The following is a 16,908-nucleotide window of genomic DNA, read 5'->3' as shown; positions in this document are numbered from 1 at the left end:
AGGCACCATGGACGACCTCTCCCGCCGCCTCCTCGCCCGCTACCAGAAAGGCCTGCCGATCTGCGCGGAACCCTATCGGCGGATGGCCGAAACCCTGGGTTGCAGCGAAGCCGAGGTGCTCGAACGGCTGCGTCGCCTGGAAGCCGACGGCGCTCTGTCACGGGTCGGTCCGGTGCTCCGCCACCAGCGCGCCGGGGCCAGCACCCTGGCTGCCCTGGCGGTGCCCGAGGAACGTCTGCAACGGGTCGCCGAGCGCATCAGCCAATACGCCGAGGTGAACCACAACTACCAGCGCGAACACCACTACAACCTGTGGTTCGTGCTCACCGCCGGCGACCGCGCGCAACTCGACCGGGTACTGGCGGAGATCGCCGCCGACACCGGCCTGCAACCTCTCGACCTGCCGATGCAGGAAGCCTACTGCATCGACCTCGCGTTTCCCCTGGAGGCCAGCCGATGAAACCTGTCGAACCCCTCGCCGCGCCGCAGCGACAACACCTGCGCTACCTGCTGGAACAGGGCCTGCCGCTGGCCAGCCGGCCCTATCGGGTGCTCGCCGAACGCATCGGTGCCGGCGAAGACGAAGTGCTGGAACAGGTCCGCCGCTGGGACGAAGACGGCCTGTTCCGCCGCTTCGGGGTGATCCTCCACCACCGCGCCCTGGGCTATACCGCCAACGCCATGCTGGTGCTCGATGTCGCCGACGCGGAGGTCGACGCCGTCGGCCGCGCCCTCGCCCACGAGTCGATCGTCTCGCTCTGCTACCGCCGCCCGCGTCGCCTGCCGATGTGGCCATACAACCTGTTCTGCATGATCCACGGCCGCGAGCGCTGCGAAGTGGAACGCCAGATCGCGGCCCTGCTGGAGCGCCACGACCTGCGCCAGGCACCGCACCGCTGGCTGTTCAGCCTGCGCGCCTACAAGCAGTGCGGCGGCCGCTACACCGCGCCGCCGTCCGGCCTGGAGCGCCGCCATGGATGAGTTCGACCGGCGCCTGCTGAACCGCCTGCAACACGGCCTGCCGCTGGAGCCGCACCCCTATGCGCTGCTCGCCGGCGAACTGGATTGCCGCGAGGAAGACATCCTGCGCCGCCTCGACGACCTGCTCGACGACGGCACCCTGACCCGCTTCGGTCCGCTGTTCGACATCGAGCCCCTCGGCGGCGCCTTCACCCTGGCCGCCATGAGCGTACCGGAGGCGCGTTTCGAAGAGCTCGCCGCGCTGCTCGCCGGCTGGCCGCAGGTCGCCCACAACTACCGCCGCGAGCACGCCCTGAACATGTGGTTCGTGGTCGCTTGCGACAGCCCGGCGGAGGTCGCCGAGACCCTGGCGCGGCTGGAGCGCGAGAGCGGGCTGGCGGTGCTCGACCTACCCAAGGAGGCGACCTACCATGTCGGCCTGCATTTCCCCCTCTGACGCCCTGCTCGCCCGCCGCCTGGTCGAACTGACCCAGGCCGGCCTGCCGCTGGTCGCCGACCCCTGGGCGTGGATCGCCGCGCAGCTGCAACTGAGCGAGACGGAGACCCTGGCGCTGCTGAGGCGCCTGCGCGACGCCGGGGTGATCCGGCGCATCGCCGCGGTGCCCAACCACTATCGCCTCGGCTACCGGCACAACGGCATGACCGTCTGGGACGTCGCCGATGAGCGCATCGAACGCCTCGGCCGGCTGGTCGGCGGGCTGTCCTTCGTCAGCCACTGCTACCGCCGCCCGCGTCGTCTGCCGCAATGGCGCTACAACCTGTTCGCCATGGTTCACGGCCGCAGCGAAGCGCAGATCGAAGGCTACCGCCAGCAGATCCGCCTGCTCCTCGGCGAGGACTGTCGCGCCGACGAGATGCTGGTGAGCAGCCGCATCCTGAAGAAGACCGGCCTGCGCCTGGCGCAGAAGGAGGAACGTCCATGCTGAGGATCAGCCATTACCTGCGCAGCCTCGCCGGGGACGCGCCGGCGCCGCGCCGCGCCGGCGGCAGGCGCGCCCCGGTGGTGATCTGGAACCTGCTGCGGCGCTGCAACCTGACCTGCAAGCACTGTTATTCCACCTCCGCCGACAGCGACTTCCGTGGCGAGCTGGAGACCGCGGAAATCCTTCGCGGCATCGACGACCTGCGCACCGCCGGGGTGCGCGTGCTGATCCTCTCCGGCGGCGAACCGCTGATGCACCCGGACCTCTTCGAGATCGCCGCCCATGCGCGCCAGGCCGGGATGTTCGTGGCGCTGTCGAGCAACGGCACGCTGATCGACGAGGGCAACATCCAGCGCGTCGCCGAGGCCCGCTTCGACTACGTCGGCATCAGCCTCGACGGCCTGCGCGAGACCCACGACCGCTTCCGCCAGAAGCAGGGCAGCTTCGACGCCGCGCTGGCGGCCATGCGCCTGTGCCGCGAGGCGGACATCCGCGTCGGCATGCGCACCACCCTGACCGAGGAGAACGCCACGCAACTGCCGGCGCTGCTCGACCTGATGCGCGAACTCGACGTGCAGAAGTTCTATCTCTCGCACCTCAACTACAGTGGCCGCGGCCGCCGCAGCCGCGCCCTCGACGCCCATCACCGGCGCACCCGCGAGGCCCTCGCGCTGCTCTTCGAACGGGCCGACGAGGACATCCGGCAAGGTCGCGACAGCGACTTCGTCACCGGCAACAACGACGCCGACGCGATCCTTCTCCTCGACTGGGTCAGGCGCCGCCGCCCGCAGCGACTGGCGCGTCTCTGCGAGCTGCTGCTGGACTGGGGCGGCAACGCCTCGGGCGAGGGCATCGCCAACATCGACAACACCGGCGAGGTGCACCCGGACAGCTACTGGTGGCACCACAGCGTCGGCAACATCCGCCGCCAGCGCTTCGCCGACTTCTGGTTCGAGCACCCCGACCCGCTGCTCCTGCAACTGCGCCAGCATCCGCGTCCGGTGGGCGGGCGCTGCACCCAGTGCCGCTGGCTGGACATCTGCAACGGCAACACCCGCACCCGTGCCTGGGCCAGCGGCGACCTCTGGGGCGAAGACCCCGGCTGCTACCTCAGCGATCAGGAAATCGGCCTCGAGCGCATCGCGCTGCATGCCGTCTAAGGAAAGCCTCATGAACACTACCGTGATTCCTCCGTCCCTCGTCGAGGTCGATTTCCCCGCCGGCAGCGTCGCCCTGGTCGGCGCCGGCCCCGGCGATCCGGGCCTGCTCACCCTGCGCGCCTGGGCTCTGCTGCAACAGGCCGAGGTGGTGGTCTACGACCGCCTGGTCGCCCGCGAGCTGGTCGCCTTGCTGCCGGAAAGCTGCCAGCGCATCTACGTCGGCAAGCGTTGCGGCCACCACAGCCTGCCGCAGGAAGAAATCAACGAACTGCTGGTGCGCCTGGCCCGGCAGCAACGCCGGGTGGTACGCCTGAAGGGCGGCGACCCGTTCATCTTCGGTCGCGGCGCCGAGGAGCTGGAGCGCCTGCTCGAAGCCGGCGTCGACTGCCAGGTGGTGCCCGGCGTCACCGCCGCCTCCGGTTGCAGTACCTACGCCGGCATCCCGCTGACCCACCGCGACCTGGCCCAGTCCTGCACCTTCGTCACCGGCCACCTGCAGAACGATGGCCACCTCGACCTCGACTGGACCGGCCTGGCGCGCGGCAGGCAGACCCTGGTGTTCTACATGGGCCTGGGCAACCTCGCCGAGATCGCCGCGCGCCTGGTCGAGCACGGCCTCCCCGGCGACAACCCGGCAGCGCTGGTCAGCCAGGGTACCCAGGCGCGCCAGCAAGTGACCCGCGGCCCCCTCGCGGAACTGCCGGCGCTGGCGCGGCGCTACCAGTTGCAACCGCCGACCCTGATCGTCGTCGGCCAGGTGGTCGGACTTTTCGCCGAGCGCGAGATGCCGCGGCCGTCGTGCCTGAACGCCGCCCCGGCGAGCAGCGGCGAGGCCAGCGCATGCGCCTGACCGGCCTCGCCCTCGGCCTGCTCCTGCTCCCGCTGGCGCAGGCCGCCGAGCCCCGGGGAGAGGCGCTCTACCGCCAGCACTGCCAGGCCTGCCACGGCGCCGAGCGGCTCGGCGGCAGCGGCCCGACGCTGCTCCCGGAAAGCCTGTCGCGCCTGAAGCCGGCGCAGGCCCGCGAGGTGATCCTGCATGGTCGTCCGGCGACCCAGATGGCCGGTTTCGCCGGCCAGCTGGACGAGACCGGTGCGGATGCCCTGGTCGCCTATCTCTACCAGGCGCCGTCGCACGCGCCGCGCTGGAGCGCGGAGGATATCCGCGCCAGCCGCGTGCAACCCCATCCCCTCGCCACGCTGCCGGCCGCGCCGCGCTTCCAGGCCGACCCGCTGAACCTGTTCGTGGTGGTGGAATCCGGCGACCACCACGTGAGCATCCTCGACGGCGATCGCTTCGCGCCCATCGCCCGCTTCCCCTCGCGCTACGCCCTGCATGGCGGGCCAAAGTTCTCCCCGGACGGGCGCCTGGTGTACTTCGCCTCGCGCGACGGCTGGGTGACCCTCTACGACCTGTACAACCTGGAGGTGGTCGCCGAGGTCCGCGCCGGGCTCAACACGCGCAACCTGGCGGTCAGCGACGACGGGCGCTGGGTGCTGGTGGGCAACTACCTGCCCGGCAACCTGGTGCTGCTGGACGCCCGCGACCTGTCGCTGGTCGCAGTACTCCCGGCGGCCGACGCGCAAGGCCAGCCCTCGCGGGTCAGCGCGGTATACACGGCACCGCCACGGCACAGCTTCGTGGTCGCCCTGAAGGACGTCCACGAGCTGTGGGAGCTGCCCTATGCCAACGGCAAGCCGGTCGCGCCGAAACGGCTGGCGGTCGCCGACTACCTCGACGACTTCTCCTTCAGCCCCGACTACCGCTACCTGCTGGGCAGTTCGCGGCAGGCCAGGGGCGGCGAGGTGATCGAGCTGGACAGCGGCGCACGGGTCGCCTCGATCCCGCTGTCGGGCATGCCGCACCTCGGCTCGGGCATCTACTGGAAGCGCGACGGACGCTGGGTGTTCGCCACGCCGAACATCAGCCGCGGGGTGATCTCGGTGATCGACCTGCAAAACTGGAAGCCGTTGAAGGAAATCGCCACCGACGGTCCCGGCTTCTTCATGCGCAGCCATGCCGACTCGCCCTACGCCTGGACCGATACCTTCCTTGGCAAGAAACACGACGAGATCCTCCTGATCGACAAGCAGACCCTGGAAATCGCCCATCGCCTGCGCCCCAGCCCGGGCAAGGTGGCCGGCCACGTCGAGTTCACCCGCGACGGCCGCTACGCCCTGCTCAGCGTCTGGGACCGCGACGGCGCGCTGGTGGTCTACGACGCGCACAGCCTGGAGGAAGTGAAGCGACTGCCGATGAACAAGCCGTCGGGCAAGTACAACGTCGGCAACAAGATCGGCTATGCGGAGGGAACCTCGCATTGAGGCGCGGGCGAGACACCATCCACGGAGGTTCCGCCTCCCCCGCGACGAACCGCGACAACCCTGTCCCATCACGGCACGAGAAAAACCACGGGAATGGCGGATAACCGCAAGCGGCTATTCGCCCTACCATCCGCCCTGCGCGAGGAGCCGTAGGGCGCATAACGCCAACGGCGTTATCCGCCGACCACACAGCGCCCAGAAAAAAGCCCCGCATCGCGGGGCTTTCCGTCACAGGCGCCAGGCCTCAGAACTGCTCGGCGTCCAGCAGGTACAGCGATTCGCTGCCGGCGCGCACGGAGGCGCTCAGGGAATGGATGCGCGGCAGCAGGCGGGCGAAGTAGAAGCGCGCGGTACCCAGCTTGCTGGCGTAGAAGTCGTCCTCGCCCTGCTTGGCCAGCGCGGTGCGCGCCATCAACGCCCACATGTAGGCGTAGGCCGTATAGCCGAACACGTGCAGGTATTCGACCGACGCGGCGCCGATCTCGTTGGGGTTGCCCTTGGCGCGGTCGAGCAGCCAGGCGGTCAGCTCTTCCAGGTTCTCCACGGCGGCCGCCAGCGGCTTGCTGAACTCGCCCAGGGTCTCGTCGGCGGAAGCGACGAAGGCCTTGATCTCGTCGGTGAAGTGACGGGAGAAGGCGCCGCCGCTGCCGATCACCTTGCGTCCCACCAGGTCGAGCGCCTGGATGCCGTTGGTGCCTTCGTAGATCTGGGTGATGCGACAGTCGCGCACCAGTTGCTCCTGGCCCCATTCGCGGATGAAGCCGTGGCCGCCGAAGATCTGCTGGCCATGGAGGGTGGTTTCCAGCCCCATGTCGGTGAGGAATGCCTTGGCCACCGGGGTCAGCAGCGCCACCAGTTCTTCCGCGCGCTTGCGGGTGACCGCGTCTTCGCTGTACTTGGCGGTGTCCAGCTGCATCGCGACGTAGCTGGAGAAGGCGCGGCCGCCTTCGTTCAGCGCCTTCATGGTGAGCAGCATGCGGCGCACGTCGGGGTGCACGATGATCGGGTCGGCGGCCTTGTCCTTGGCCACCGGGCCGGTCGGCGCGCGGCTCTGGATACGCTCGCGGGCATATTCGATGGCGCTCTGGTAGGAGCGCTCGCCGGTGGCCAGGCCCTGGATGCCGACACCCAGCCGCTCGTAGTTCATCATGGTGAACATCGCCGCCAGGCCCTTGTTGACCTCGCCCACCAGCCAACCGGTGGCGCCGTCGAAGTTCATCACGCAGGTGGCCGAGGCCTTGATCCCCATCTTGTGCTCGATGGAGCCGCAACCCAGGCTGTTCCTCTCGCCCAGCGAGCCGTCGGCGTTGACCAGCACCTTCGGCACCAGGAACAGCGAGATGCCCTTCGGCCCGGCCGGGGCGTCGGGCAGCTTGGCCAGCACCAGGTGGATGATGTTCTCGGTCAGGTCATGCTCGCCGCCGGTGATGAAGATCTTGGTCCCGCTGATCTTGTAGGAGCCGTCGGCCTGCGGCTCGGCCCTGGTGCGGATGATGCCCAGGTCGGTGCCGGCATGCGGCTCGGTCAGGCACATGGAACCGGCCCAGGTGCCGGCGTACATGTTCGGCAGGTACTTGTCCTTCAGCTCGTCGCTGGCATGGGCATTGAGCGCCAGGCAGGCGCCGGCGGTCAGCATCGGGTACAGGCCGAACGACAGGTTGGCCGAGTTGACCAGTTCCTCGACCTGCGCCGAGATCACCTTGGGCATGCCCATGCCGCCGTAGGCCGGATCGCCGCCGACGCCGACCCAGCCGCCTTCGGCGTAGGTCCGGTAGGCCTCGGGGAAGCCGGCCGGGGTGCTCACCGCGCCCGCGTTCCACTGGCAGCCTTCCTCGTCGCCCGGACGGTTCAGCGGGGCGATGGTACCGGCGGTGACCTTGCCGGCCTCTTCGAGGATCGCCGCGGCGGTCTCGGCGTCGACCACGTCGGCCAGCGCCGGCAGTTGCGTCCAGAGCCGGGAAACCTCGAACACCTCATTGAGGACGAAGCGCATGTCGCGCAGCGGTGCTTTGTAATCAGCCATGTGGGGGAATCCTCGATCGTACCGATCGCCGGCCGGGGGCCAGCGGCAACAAAATGGAGGCACGAAAGACGTGCCGCGGCCGAGTCTACACCACCAACATTTCGGACTTGTAGCGTCACGTCGTGACCGATAAGTCCACGCCGGTCTTCCATGCGACAGGCATGAAAAAGCCCGCTTTTCGCGGGCTCGAGCGAGCTCACCGGGAATACGACGGCCCCGATGAAGGCAGGAAAACCGGGACAAGCAGCGCCACGCCCTGCCCCGGCAGCCGCTAGAGCGAAAACTGCTCCGCCGACAGGCTCATCAGGCCCGCCGCGCCGGCCTGGATCGCCGCGGCATGCGCCGCGGTGCGCGGCAGCAGGCGACTGAAGTAGAAGTCGGCGGTGGCCAGCTTGGCTTCGTGGAACGCGGCCTCGCCGCTGCCGGCATCCAGCTTCTCGCGCGCCACCAGGGCGATGCGCAGCCAGAAATAGGCAAGGGTCACGTAGCCGGAGAACATCAGGTAGTCCACCGAGGCGGCGCCCACTTCGTCGGCATTCTTCATCGCCGCCAGACCCACCTGCTGGGTCAGCTCGCCCCACTGCGCGTTCAGCGCCGCCAGTTGCGCGACCTGTCCCTTCAGTTGCGGGTGCCCGGCCTGGGCCTGGCACAACTGGTGGACCAGTTTGGTGAAACCGCGCAACAGCTTGCCCTGGCTGCCCAGTACTTTGCGGCCGAGCAGGTCCAGAGCCTGGATGCCGTTGGTGCCTTCGTAGATCTGCGCGATGCGGCAATCGCGGACCAACTGCTCCATGCCCCACTCGCGGATGTAGCCGTGACCACCGTAGACCTGCATGCCGAGGTTGGTCACCTCTTGCCCGGTCTCGGTCATGAAGGCCTTGCAGATCGGCGTCAGGAAGGCCAGCAGGTCGGCGGCCCGCTCGCGCTCGGCGGCGTCCTGCGACAGGTGCTCGGTGTCGAGCAACTGGGCGGTGAAGTAGGCCAGCGCGCGGTTGCCTTCGTTGAACGCCTTCATGGTCAGCAGCATGCGCCGCACGTCGGGGTGCACGATGATCGGGTCGGCCGGCTTGTCCGGCGCCTTCGGCCCGCTCAGCGAGCGCATCTGCAAGCGCTCCCGGGCATAGCGCACGGCGCCCTGGTAGCTGGTCTCGCCAAGGCACAGGCCCTGCATGCCGGTGCCCAGGCGGGCGTGGTTCATCATGGTGAACATGCAGTGCAGGCCCTTGTTCGGCTCGCCGATCAGGTAACCGGTGGCGCCATCGAAGTTCATCACGCAGGTGGCCGAGGCCTTGATCCCCATCTTGTGCTCGATGGAGCCACAGGAGACCGCGTTGCGCGCGCCCACGTTGCCTTCGGCGTCGGGGAGGAACTTCGGCACGATGAACAGCGAGATACCCTTGGTCCCGGCCGGCGCATCGGGCAGCTTGGCCAGCACCAGGTGGACGATGTTCTCGCTCAGGTCGTGCTCGCCGGCGGAGATGAAGATCTTCGTCCCGCTGATCGAATGGCTGCCGTCGGCGTTCGGCACCGCGCGGGTCTTGATGATGCCCAGGTCGGTGCCACAGTGCGGCTCGGTCAGGCACATGGTGCCGGTCCAGGTGCCGGCGGTCATGCGCGGCAGGTAGGTGTCCTTCTGCGCCTGGCTGCCGTGGGCGTGGATCGCCGACATCGCACCGCGGGTCAGGCCCGGGTACATGCCCCAGGAGACGTTGCTGGCGCCGATCATCTCGCTGAGCAGCAGTCCCAGCGAGTGCGGCAGGCCCTGGCCGCCGTAGGCGGGATCGCTGGCGACACCGTTCCAGCCACCCTCGACGTACTGCGCATAGGCTTCCTTGAAACCCTTGGGCGTGGTCACCGCGCCGTTGTCGAAGTGGCAGCCCTCTTCGTCACCGGAACGGTTCAGCGGCGCCAGCACCTGCTCGCAGAACTTCGAACCCTCCTCGAGGATCGCCGCCACCATGTCCGGGGTCGCATCGCTGGCGCCCAGCGCCTGGTAGTGTCCATGGAAGTCGAATACGTCATCGATCAGGAAGCGCACATCGCGCAGCGGAGCCTTGTATTCCGGCATCTCTGTTCTCCTCGGCAGGGGCGCCCGGCAGGCGCGGATCCCTCGAAGCTACTGCGCCGGGCAGGCGGCGACAATCACGCTGCGGACGCTGAATGCAACGCCATAACCCCGAGGTCGGGCAGCCAGGATGCAGCGGAACGCGGGCATGAAAAAGCCCGCCGAAGGGCGGGCTCTTCCATGCCTGGGGAACGGGCCGCCAGCGGCCCGTGCCATCAGTAACCGAGGGCGAAATCTTCCTCGGCCATCTCCATCAGGTTGTTGGCGCCGGACAGCATGGCGGCGACGTGGGCGCGGGTACGCGGCAGGATGCGCTGGAAGTAGAAGCGCGCGGTCTGCAGCTTGGCCTTGTAGAAGGCTTCCTCGCCGGTGCCGGCGGCCAGCTTCTCGGCGGCCAGGCGCGCCATGTCGGCCCAGAAGTAGGCCAGGCAGGCGTAGCCGGAGTACATCAGGTAGTCCACCGAAGCGGCGCCGACTTCCTCGCGATCCTTCATGGCGGCCATGCCGACCTTCATGGTCAGGTCGCCCCACTCCTTGTTCAGCTGCGCCAGCGGGGCGACGAATTCCTTGACGGCTTCGTTGGCTTCGTTGGCCTGGCAGAACTTGTGCACGATCTTGGTGAAGCCCTTCAGTGCCTCGCCCTGGGTCATCAGCACCTTGCGCCCCAGCAGGTCGAGGGCCTGAACGCCGGTGGTGCCTTCGTACAGCATCGAGATGCGGCTGTCGCGGACGTTCTGCTCCATGCCATGCTCGGCGATGAACCCGTGGCCGCCGTAGATCTGCACGCCGTGGTTGGCGGACTCGAAGCCGACTTCGGTCATGAACGCCTTGGCGATCGGGGTGAGGAAGGCCAGCATCGAATCGGCGGCCTTCTTCTGCTCCTCGTCCTGGCTGCGCTGGACGATGTCGACCTGCTTGGCGGCGAAGTACAGCATCGCGCGGTTGCCTTCGGCGAAGGCCTTCATGGTCAGCAGCATGCGGCGCACGTCGGGATGCACGATGATCGGGTCGGCGGGCTTCTCGGGCGCCTTCGGCCCGGTCAGCGAACGCATCTGCAGACGCTCGCGGGCATAGGCGATGCCGCCCTGGAAACCGACTTCGGCATGGGCCAGGCCTTGCAGCGCGGTACCCAGGCGAGCGGTATTCATGAAGGTGAACATGCAGTTCAGGCCCTTGTTCGGCGGGCCGATCAGGAAGCCGGTGGCGGCGTCGAAGTTCATCACGCAGGTGGCGTTGCCGTGGATGCCCATCTTGTGCTCGATGGAGCCGCAGGAAACCGCGTTGCGCTCGCCGGCGTTGCCTTCGGCGTTGGGCAGGAACTTCGGCACGATGAACAGCGAGATGCCCTTGGTGCCCTGCGGAGCGTCGGGCAGGCGGGCCAGGACGATATGGACGATGTTGTCGGCCATGTCGTGCTCACCGGCGGAGATGAAGATCTTGGTGCCGGTGACCTTGTAGCTGCCGTCGGCCTGCGGCTCGGCCTTGGTGCGCAGCATGCCCAGGTCGGTGCCGCAGTGCGGCTCGGTCAGGCACATGGTGCCGGTCCACTCGCCGGAGACCAGCTTGGTCAGGTAGGTCGCCTGCTGCTCGGCGGTGCCGTGGGCGTGCAGGGTATTCATGGCGCCATGGGACAGGCCCGGGTACATGCCCCAGGACCAGTTGGCCTGGCCGACCATCTCGCTGATGGCCAGGCCGAGGGATTCCGGCAGGCCCTGGCCGCCGTGCTCGACGTCATGGGCCAGGCTCGGCCAGCCGCCTTCGACGAACTGCTGGTAGGCTTCCTTGAAGCCGCTCGGGGTCTTCACCCCCTCGGCGCTCCAGGTGCAGCCCTCCAGGTCGCCGACGCGGTTCAGCGGAGCGATCACCTGTTCGCAGAACTTCGCACCTTCCTCGAGGATGGCGTTGACCATGTCGGGAGTCGCGTCTTCGGCGCCCGGCAGGCTCTGGTAGTGCGCTTCGTAGCCCAGCAGCTCGTCGCGAACGAAACGGATATCACGCAAGGGGGCCTTGTAATCAGGCATAGCAGTCAACCTCTACGAAGGGTTCTGGTTAATCGGCGACCGGACGGATGTCCAGGAGTCTGCGGTCGCAGTACGGGATCGTTCCCGGTCGCCTTTGCCGGACGCACTCATGCGTCCCGACTCTCAAACAGGCGTTTGAAACATACGTTTACGCCAATCCCTTGTCAAGCATCCGAACCGACCGCCCGGTCATGCCCGCAAATCGCTGGCCGCCCCGGTATCCCGGGCGGTTTCGCCTGGTTCGGTGAAGCCCATGGCAAAGCGCCCGGCAGGCGCCTGCAGCGGCCGGGTGACAGTCGGAAAAGCGTAGGCGCGGCCGTCGGTCGGCCGCGAAGGGTCAGGCGTGGGTGTCGATCAGCGTACCGAGGGTCTCGTCGGCCACCTCGATGACCCGCGCGCCACTCTGCGCCTCGAGCTTGCCGCGGGTCAGCTCGAGCATCTGCTCGGCCTGGGGCGAACGGGCCTCGACGGCATTGCGGGCGATCTCGCTGCCGGCCTGGGCGACGCGGGCGCTACCCGACTGCAGCGTGTTCAGGCCACTGACGAAAGCGTTGCCGGAGATTTCCACCGTCGACTCCTTGGAGGCGCGCATGCGCCACTGCGATAGCAAGTGGCTTCTATTCAAGCAGACTTGGCCGCCGCTGGGTACCGCCCGTTGGTTATGGGCGGCCGGCTGTTTATAGCCCGATGCCCAGCGGGCGCAGGTCGAGGTGCGCGGCCACCGCCGCCGGACCGGCGTCGGCCAGGCGCGGCACGCGGCCCAGGCAGGGCGCCGGCAGGCGCTCGGCGAGGGTCGCCAGGTTCTCCTCCAGGCGCGAGGTGGCCGGGTCGACGATGTTCGCTACCCAGCCGGCCAGCGCCAGGCCGTCGCCAAGGATCGCCTCGGCGCTGAGCAGCGCATGGTTGATGCAGCCCAGGCGCACGCCGACCACCAGCACCACCGGCAGCCCCAGCAGGCGCGCCAGGTCGGACAGGTTCTCGCGACCCTGCAACGGCACCCGCCAGCCGCCGGCGCCTTCCACCAGGGTGAAATCGGCCCGCAGCGCCAGCACCTCGCGCACCGCGTCGTGCAGACGCGCCGCGCTCAGCTCGACGCCGGCCTCGCGCGCCGCCAGGTGCGGGGCGATGGCCGGCTCGAAGGCCAGCGGATTGACCTGTTCGTAGGCCAGCGCCAGCGAACACTCGCCGAGCAGCGCCAGCGCGTCGCCATTGCGCAGGCCTTGCGCCGTGGCTTCGCAGCCGGACGCCACCGGCTTCGCCGCGGCGGTACTCAGGCCGGCACTCCGGGCCGCGTGGAGCAGGCCGGCGGCAATGGTGGTCTTGCCGATCTCGGTATCGGTCCCGGTGACGAAAAACGCCGGCATGGTTCAGGAATCCTTGCGCAGCACGCCGAAGACGACGCGGTAGGTGGCGGGCAGCCCTCCGGGCTGGCGGAAACGCTCGTAGGCGGCGACCAGCGCGCGGATGCGCTGGCGCCCGGTGAGGCCATCGGGGCGCCCGGGGTTGAGGTTGTGCGCGCCCAGCGCCTTGAGTTCGTGGGTCAGGCTGCGCAGGTCGGGGAAATGCAGCACGCGGTCTTCATGGCGCAGGACCAGCGGTAGCAGGCCGCTGCCGGCGGCGTGTTGCAGATAGTCGGCGAAGGCGCGGAAGCGATTGACATGGACGAAGCCGTCCACCACCCGCCAGCTGTCGCGCAACTCGCCCAGGGTCCCGACGCACAGGCTGCTGAACGCCAGCACGCCACCCGGCCGCAGGACCCGTCGCGCCTCGGCGAGCACCGCCGGGAGGTCGGCGCACCACTGGATGGCCAGGCTGGAGAACAGCAGGTCGCAACTGCCGTCGCGCAACGGCAGCCTCTCGGCGTCGCCGCCGATGAAATGGCTGGCGCCGCCGCGCGCGCGGGCATGTCGCAGCATGCCTTCGGCGATATCCACGGCCAGGCCTTCGCCGCCGCCGAAGCGCTGCGCCAGGGCGCGGCTGAAGTAGCCGGTGCCGCAGCCGAGATCGACCCAGCGGCGCGGCGCGAAGCCTTCCGGCAATGCAGCCAGCAGGCTCTCGCCAACGCCGCGCTGGAGTTCGGCCACCGCGTCGTAGCTGGCCGCCGCGCGGGAAAACGACGCGGCGACCTGGCGCTTGTCGGGCAGCGCCGCAACGCCATGGGGCGCCAGCAGCGGCGCGGAAAGGTCAGGCATCGTCACCCTCGCGGAGGAATCTCAGGATCGCGCCGGCCACCTCGTCCGGGCATTCCAGCGGCAGGCCGTGGCTGGCCGCCAGGGTCGCGACCTCGACGTCCGGCAGCCACTCGAGCAGGGCCTCGGCGGCCGCCACCGGCACCAGCGCATCGGCCCCGGCGAACAGGTGCAATTGCGGCCCGCGGAAGTTTTCCAGGGCGGCTCGGGTATCCAGTTGGCCGAGCAACTGCAGGCCGGCGACCAGCGCCTCGCGCTCCAGCTGCGGCAGCGCCACCTGCAGTTGCCGCGCCAGGGTCCGCGGGTCGCGTGCGCCCTGGCTGACCAGCAGGGTGAAGCGCTTGCGGGTCAGGTGCGGTTCGAGCAGGAAGGCCTCGAAGAAGTCCTCGAAGGTTTCCGCCGGCATCGCGTTCGGCCAGTCCTCGCGCACACGGAAGCACGGGTTGCTGGCCAGGGTCAGCAGCCCCCGGCAGTCATCGCCGCGCCGCGCCGCCAGTTCGCTGGCGAGCATCCCACCTAGCGACCAACCGGCCAGCCAGCTGTCGCGCGGCAGGTTGTCGTCGAGTTCGTCGAGCCAGTCGGCGGCGTCGGCCAGCGACGGCAGCGGCTCGATCAGCACGTTCAGGTGTGGCTCGCGCTCGTGCAGCGCGTCGCGCAGCGGTTCCAGCGGCGCGCTGCCCAGGCCCCAGCCCGGCAGCAGGATCAGGTGGTCACGCATCGTCTCCCTCCTCGGCTTCGATCTCTGCCAGAAGGCTAGACGACAGCTGTCGCCAGCTTTCGCCGAGGGCTTCGAGCAAGCGGTCGACCTGTGCCTCGCTATGCGCCGCGGACAGCGTGACGCGCAGCCGCGCGCTGTTGGCCGGCACGGTCGGCGGGCGGATCGCGCCGACCATGATCCCGCGCGCGCGGAGCATGTCGGCCAGGGCCACGGCCTGGCGGCTGCCGCCGACCAGGATCGGCTGGATCGGCGTGAAGCTGTCCATCAGGGTCAGGCCGAGCGCTTCGGCGCCACGGCGGAAACGCGCGATCAGCGCCGCCAGGTGTTCCCGCCGCCAGCTTTCGCGGCGCAGCAGCTCCAGGCTCTTCAGGGTGGCGCAGGCCACCGCCGGAGGCTGGCTGGTGGTGTAGATGTAGGGCCGTGCGTACTGGACCAGGGTCTCGATCAGTTCCTCGCTGCCGGCGACGAAGGCGCCGGCGGTGCCGAAGCCTTTGCCGAGGGTGCCGATCAGCACCGGCACCTGCTCCTGGCCGAGGCCGAAGTGTTCGACGATGCCGCCGCCGGCGGCGCCCAGCGGGCCGAAGCCATGCGCGTCGTCGACCATCAGCCAGGCGCCGCGGGCCTGCGCGACGGCGGCCAGGGCCGGCAGGTCGGCGAGATTGCCGTCCATGCTGAAGACCCCGTCGGTCACCACCAGGGTATTGCCCTCGGCCTTGTCCAGGCGCGCTGCGAGGCTCGCCGGGTCGTTATGCAGGTAGCGCGAGAAGCGCGCCCCGGAAAGCAGTCCGGCATCCAGCAGCGAAGCATGGTTGAGGCGGTCCTCCAGCACCGTGTCGCCCTTGCCGACCAGCGCGGTGACCGCGCCGAGGTTGGCCATGTAGCCGGTGGAGAACAGCAGTGCGCGCGGCCGCCCGGTGAATTCGGCGAGGGCCAGCTCCAGCTCGTGGTGCGGCCCGCTGTGGCCGACCACCAGATGCGAGGCGCCACCGCCGACGCCCCAGCGCTCGGCGCCGGCGCGCAGCGCGGCGATCACCTCGGGATGGCTGGCCAGGCCGAGGTAGTCGTTGGAACAGAAGGCCAGCAGCGGCTGGCCGTCGACCACGACGTCCGGGCCCTGGGCCGACTGCAGCAGCGGTCGCTGGCGGTAGAGGTCTTCCGCGCGCCGGGCGGCAAGGCGGGAAGCGAGATCGAAGGACATGGCAGGTCGCTCGTGTTGCTGGACGGACGCGGGCGCGCCCGTCCACGCAGGGCCGACATCAACGGCTGCAACGAAGGGAAGGCAGCGCCCTCCCTTCCAATATGGTCAGGCGGAGGCGGCGTTATAGAACAGCTGCGAATCGCGTTGTTCCACCAGCGCCTGCTCGATGGCCGCCTGGTGCACTTCGTCGGCGTGCTCTTCGCGCTCTTCCGGCTTGATGCCGAGCCGGGCGAACAACTGCATGTCCTTCTCCGCCTGCGGGTTCTTCGTGGTCAGCAGCTTCTCGCCGTAGAAGATCGAGTTGGCCCCGGCCATGAAGGCCAGCGCCTGCATCTGCTCGTTCATCTGCTCGCGGCCGGCCGACAGGCGTACGTGGGACTTCGGCATCATGATCCGGGCCACCGCCAGGGTGCGGATGAAGTCGAAGGGATCGACGTCCTTCTCTTCCGCCAGGGGCGTGCCCTTGACCTTCACCAGCATGTTGATCGGCACCGACTCCGGGTGCTCCGGCAGGTTCGCCAGCTGGATCAGCAGGCCGGCGCGGTCGTCCACCGACTCGCCCATGCCGAGGATGCCGCCGGAGCAGATCTTCATCCCCGCCTCGCGCACGTAGGCCAGGGTCTGCAGGCGCTCGCCGTAGGTACGGGTGGTGATGATGTTGCCGTAGAACTCCGGCGAGGTGTCCAGGTTGTGGTTGTAGTAGTCGAGGCCGGCGTCGGCCAGCGCCTGGGTCTGTTCCTGGGTCAGCCGGCCCAGGGTCATGCAGGTCTCCAGGCCGAGCCTCTTCACGCCCTTGACCATCTCCAGGACATAGGGCATGTCCTTGGCCGAAGGATGCTTCCAGGCCGCGCCCATGCAGAAGCGGGTCGATCCGATGGCCTTGGCCTCGGCCGCCGCCTCCAGGACCTTCTGCACCTCCATCAGCTTTTCCTTGTCCAGGCCGGTGTTGTAGTGGCCGGACTGCGGGCAATACTTGCAGTCCTCGGGACAGGCGCCGGTCTTGATCGAGAGCAGCGTCGAGACCTGCACGCGGTTCGGGTCGAAGTACGCGCGGTGCACCGTCTGCGCCTGGAACAGCAGGTCGTTGAACGGCTGTTCGAATAGCGCGCGGACTTCGGCGAGGGACCAATCGTGGCGGGTGGCGACGGCTGCGGATGCGCTCATGGGGAGATTCCTTCGACGCTTGGTGGCGCCTCGTTATTCGGTGACGCCACGGCACGGGCGCGGCTGTTCAGGCTTTCGAGGCATGATAAGTAAGCATGAGTCGCTGTCAACCTTCGTAAAGTCACAGGTCGACATATGAACACA

The 16,908-nt window shown here is 68.8% G+C and carries 16 protein-coding genes; 7 read left to right on the top strand and 9 right to left on the bottom strand.

Going from position 1 to position 16,908, the window contains the following annotated elements:
- The first annotated feature begins 7 nt into the window (after window positions 1-7).
- From PSPA7_RS02930 to nirN, 7 genes are read left to right on the top strand one after another with little or no spacing between them, the layout of a single operon-like run.
- A complete protein-coding gene (locus tag PSPA7_RS02930) occupies window positions 8-460 on the top strand; it encodes an AsnC family transcriptional regulator (RefSeq protein WP_003157622.1) in 453 nt (150 codons plus the stop codon).
- The gene (gene ahbB, locus PSPA7_RS02925; protein WP_003157621.1) at window positions 457-981 is read left to right on the top strand and encodes a siroheme decarboxylase subunit beta; all 525 of its coding nucleotides are present in this window, start codon (window positions 457-459) and stop codon (window positions 979-981) included. The genes PSPA7_RS02930 and ahbB (PSPA7_RS02925) overlap by 4 nt, the downstream gene beginning before the upstream one ends.
- Entirely contained in the window at window positions 974-1,417 is a 444-nt protein-coding gene (locus PSPA7_RS02920) for an Lrp/AsnC family transcriptional regulator (protein WP_003157620.1), read from the top strand. The genes ahbB (PSPA7_RS02925) and PSPA7_RS02920 overlap by 8 nt, the downstream gene beginning before the upstream one ends.
- Window positions 1,392-1,907, top strand: a complete 516-nt coding sequence (gene ahbB, locus PSPA7_RS02915) for a siroheme decarboxylase subunit beta (RefSeq protein WP_012074080.1) — start codon at window positions 1,392-1,394, stop codon at window positions 1,905-1,907. Before PSPA7_RS02920 ends, ahbB (PSPA7_RS02915) begins: the two co-directional genes overlap by 26 nt.
- Complete coding sequence (nirJ, locus tag PSPA7_RS02910; protein WP_012074079.1) at window positions 1,901-3,064, top strand: heme d1 biosynthesis radical SAM protein NirJ; 1,164 nt, start codon at window positions 1,901-1,903, stop codon at window positions 3,062-3,064. The genes ahbB (PSPA7_RS02915) and nirJ overlap by 7 nt, the downstream gene beginning before the upstream one ends.
- Window positions 3,065-3,074: 10 nt before the next feature.
- On the top strand, window positions 3,075-3,914 hold the full coding sequence (gene cobA, locus PSPA7_RS02905) for a uroporphyrinogen-III C-methyltransferase (RefSeq protein ID WP_012074078.1): 840 nt from the start codon (window positions 3,075-3,077) through the stop codon (window positions 3,912-3,914).
- The gene (nirN, locus tag PSPA7_RS02900) at window positions 3,905-5,386 is read left to right on the top strand and encodes a dihydro-heme d1 dehydrogenase (RefSeq protein WP_012074077.1); all 1,482 of its coding nucleotides are present in this window, start codon (window positions 3,905-3,907) and stop codon (window positions 5,384-5,386) included. The genes cobA and nirN overlap by 10 nt, the downstream gene beginning before the upstream one ends.
- A gap of 244 nt (window positions 5,387-5,630) precedes the next feature.
- Here nirN and PSPA7_RS02895 read toward each other — a convergent pair whose 3' ends face one another.
- The 9 genes from PSPA7_RS02895 to bioB all read right to left on the bottom strand — a co-directional run bounded on the left by PSPA7_RS02895 (window position 5,631) and on the right by bioB (window position 16,764).
- The gene (locus PSPA7_RS02895) at window positions 5,631-7,409 is read right to left on the bottom strand and encodes an acyl-CoA dehydrogenase C-terminal domain-containing protein (protein WP_012074076.1); all 1,779 of its coding nucleotides are present in this window, start codon (window positions 7,407-7,409) and stop codon (window positions 5,631-5,633) included.
- Between the two features lie 271 nt (window positions 7,410-7,680).
- Complete coding sequence (locus PSPA7_RS02890; RefSeq protein WP_012074074.1) at window positions 7,681-9,477, bottom strand: acyl-CoA dehydrogenase C-terminal domain-containing protein; 1,797 nt, start codon at window positions 9,475-9,477, stop codon at window positions 7,681-7,683.
- A 212-nt stretch (window positions 9,478-9,689) separates the two neighbouring features.
- On the bottom strand, window positions 9,690-11,495 hold the full coding sequence (locus PSPA7_RS02885; RefSeq protein WP_003153352.1) for a phenylacyl-CoA dehydrogenase: 1,806 nt from the start codon (window positions 11,493-11,495) through the stop codon (window positions 9,690-9,692).
- Window positions 11,496-11,832: 337 nt separating this feature from the next.
- On the bottom strand, window positions 11,833-12,063 hold the full coding sequence (locus tag PSPA7_RS02880; protein WP_003153351.1) for a hypothetical protein: 231 nt from the start codon (window positions 12,061-12,063) through the stop codon (window positions 11,833-11,835).
- Between the two features lie 109 nt (window positions 12,064-12,172).
- Window positions 12,173-12,859, bottom strand: a complete 687-nt coding sequence (bioD, locus tag PSPA7_RS02875) for a dethiobiotin synthase (protein ID WP_012074073.1) — start codon at window positions 12,857-12,859, stop codon at window positions 12,173-12,175.
- 3 nt (window positions 12,860-12,862) lie between these two features.
- Window positions 12,863-13,687, bottom strand: coding sequence for a malonyl-ACP O-methyltransferase BioC (gene bioC / locus PSPA7_RS02870; RefSeq protein WP_012074072.1), 825 nt, complete (start codon window positions 13,685-13,687; stop codon window positions 12,863-12,865).
- Complete coding sequence (locus PSPA7_RS02865) at window positions 13,680-14,402, bottom strand: alpha/beta fold hydrolase (RefSeq protein WP_012074071.1); 723 nt, start codon at window positions 14,400-14,402, stop codon at window positions 13,680-13,682. Before PSPA7_RS02865 ends, bioC begins: the two co-directional genes overlap by 8 nt.
- Window positions 14,395-15,600: an 8-amino-7-oxononanoate synthase gene (bioF, locus tag PSPA7_RS02860; RefSeq protein ID WP_012074070.1), complete on the bottom strand. Its 1,206-nt coding sequence runs from the start codon at window positions 15,598-15,600 to the stop codon at window positions 14,395-14,397. The genes PSPA7_RS02865 and bioF overlap by 8 nt, the downstream gene beginning before the upstream one ends.
- A gap of 105 nt (window positions 15,601-15,705) precedes the next feature.
- Complete coding sequence (gene bioB / locus PSPA7_RS02855; RefSeq protein ID WP_012074069.1) at window positions 15,706-16,764, bottom strand: biotin synthase BioB; 1,059 nt, start codon at window positions 16,762-16,764, stop codon at window positions 15,706-15,708.
- Between the last annotated feature and the right edge of the window lie 144 nt (window positions 16,765-16,908).

The sequence above is a fragment of the Pseudomonas paraeruginosa PA7 genome (assembly GCF_000017205.1).
Lineage (GTDB): Bacteria > Pseudomonadota > Gammaproteobacteria > Pseudomonadales > Pseudomonadaceae > Pseudomonas > Pseudomonas paraeruginosa.
Note: the sequence above shows the minus strand (reverse complement) of the source record. Positions and strands in the feature narration are given on the sequence as shown.

Excerpts from the sequence above, each read along its gene's own strand:
- nirN (WP_012074077.1), top strand. The coding sequence starts at position 3,905 with ATGCGCCTGACCGGCCTCGCCCTCGGCCTGCTCCTGCTCCCGCTGGCG.
- PSPA7_RS02885 (WP_003153352.1), bottom strand. The coding sequence starts at position 11,495 with ATGCCTGATTACAAGGCCCCCTTGCGTGATATCCGTTTCGTTCGCGAC.
- bioD (WP_012074073.1), bottom strand. The coding sequence starts at position 12,859 with ATGCCGGCGTTTTTCGTCACCGGGACCGATACCGAGATCGGCAAGACC.
- PSPA7_RS02920 (WP_003157620.1), top strand. The coding sequence starts at position 974 with ATGGATGAGTTCGACCGGCGCCTGCTGAACCGCCTGCAACACGGCCTG.
- ahbB (WP_003157621.1), top strand. The coding sequence starts at position 457 with ATGAAACCTGTCGAACCCCTCGCCGCGCCGCAGCGACAACACCTGCGC.
- PSPA7_RS02890 (WP_012074074.1), bottom strand. The coding sequence starts at position 9,477 with ATGCCGGAATACAAGGCTCCGCTGCGCGATGTGCGCTTCCTGATCGAT.
- ahbB (WP_012074080.1), top strand. The coding sequence starts at position 1,392 with ATGTCGGCCTGCATTTCCCCCTCTGACGCCCTGCTCGCCCGCCGCCTG.
- cobA (WP_012074078.1), top strand. The coding sequence starts at position 3,075 with ATGAACACTACCGTGATTCCTCCGTCCCTCGTCGAGGTCGATTTCCCC.
- bioF (WP_012074070.1), bottom strand. The coding sequence starts at position 15,600 with ATGTCCTTCGATCTCGCTTCCCGCCTTGCCGCCCGGCGCGCGGAAGAC.
- PSPA7_RS02895 (WP_012074076.1), bottom strand. The coding sequence starts at position 7,409 with ATGGCTGATTACAAAGCACCGCTGCGCGACATGCGCTTCGTCCTCAAT.
- PSPA7_RS02930 (WP_003157622.1), top strand. The coding sequence starts at position 8 with ATGGACGACCTCTCCCGCCGCCTCCTCGCCCGCTACCAGAAAGGCCTG.
- nirJ (WP_012074079.1), top strand. The coding sequence starts at position 1,901 with ATGCTGAGGATCAGCCATTACCTGCGCAGCCTCGCCGGGGACGCGCCG.
- bioB (WP_012074069.1), bottom strand. The coding sequence starts at position 16,764 with ATGAGCGCATCCGCAGCCGTCGCCACCCGCCACGATTGGTCCCTCGCC.
- bioC (WP_012074072.1), bottom strand. The coding sequence starts at position 13,687 with ATGCCTGACCTTTCCGCGCCGCTGCTGGCGCCCCATGGCGTTGCGGCG.
- PSPA7_RS02865 (WP_012074071.1), bottom strand. The coding sequence starts at position 14,402 with ATGCGTGACCACCTGATCCTGCTGCCGGGCTGGGGCCTGGGCAGCGCG.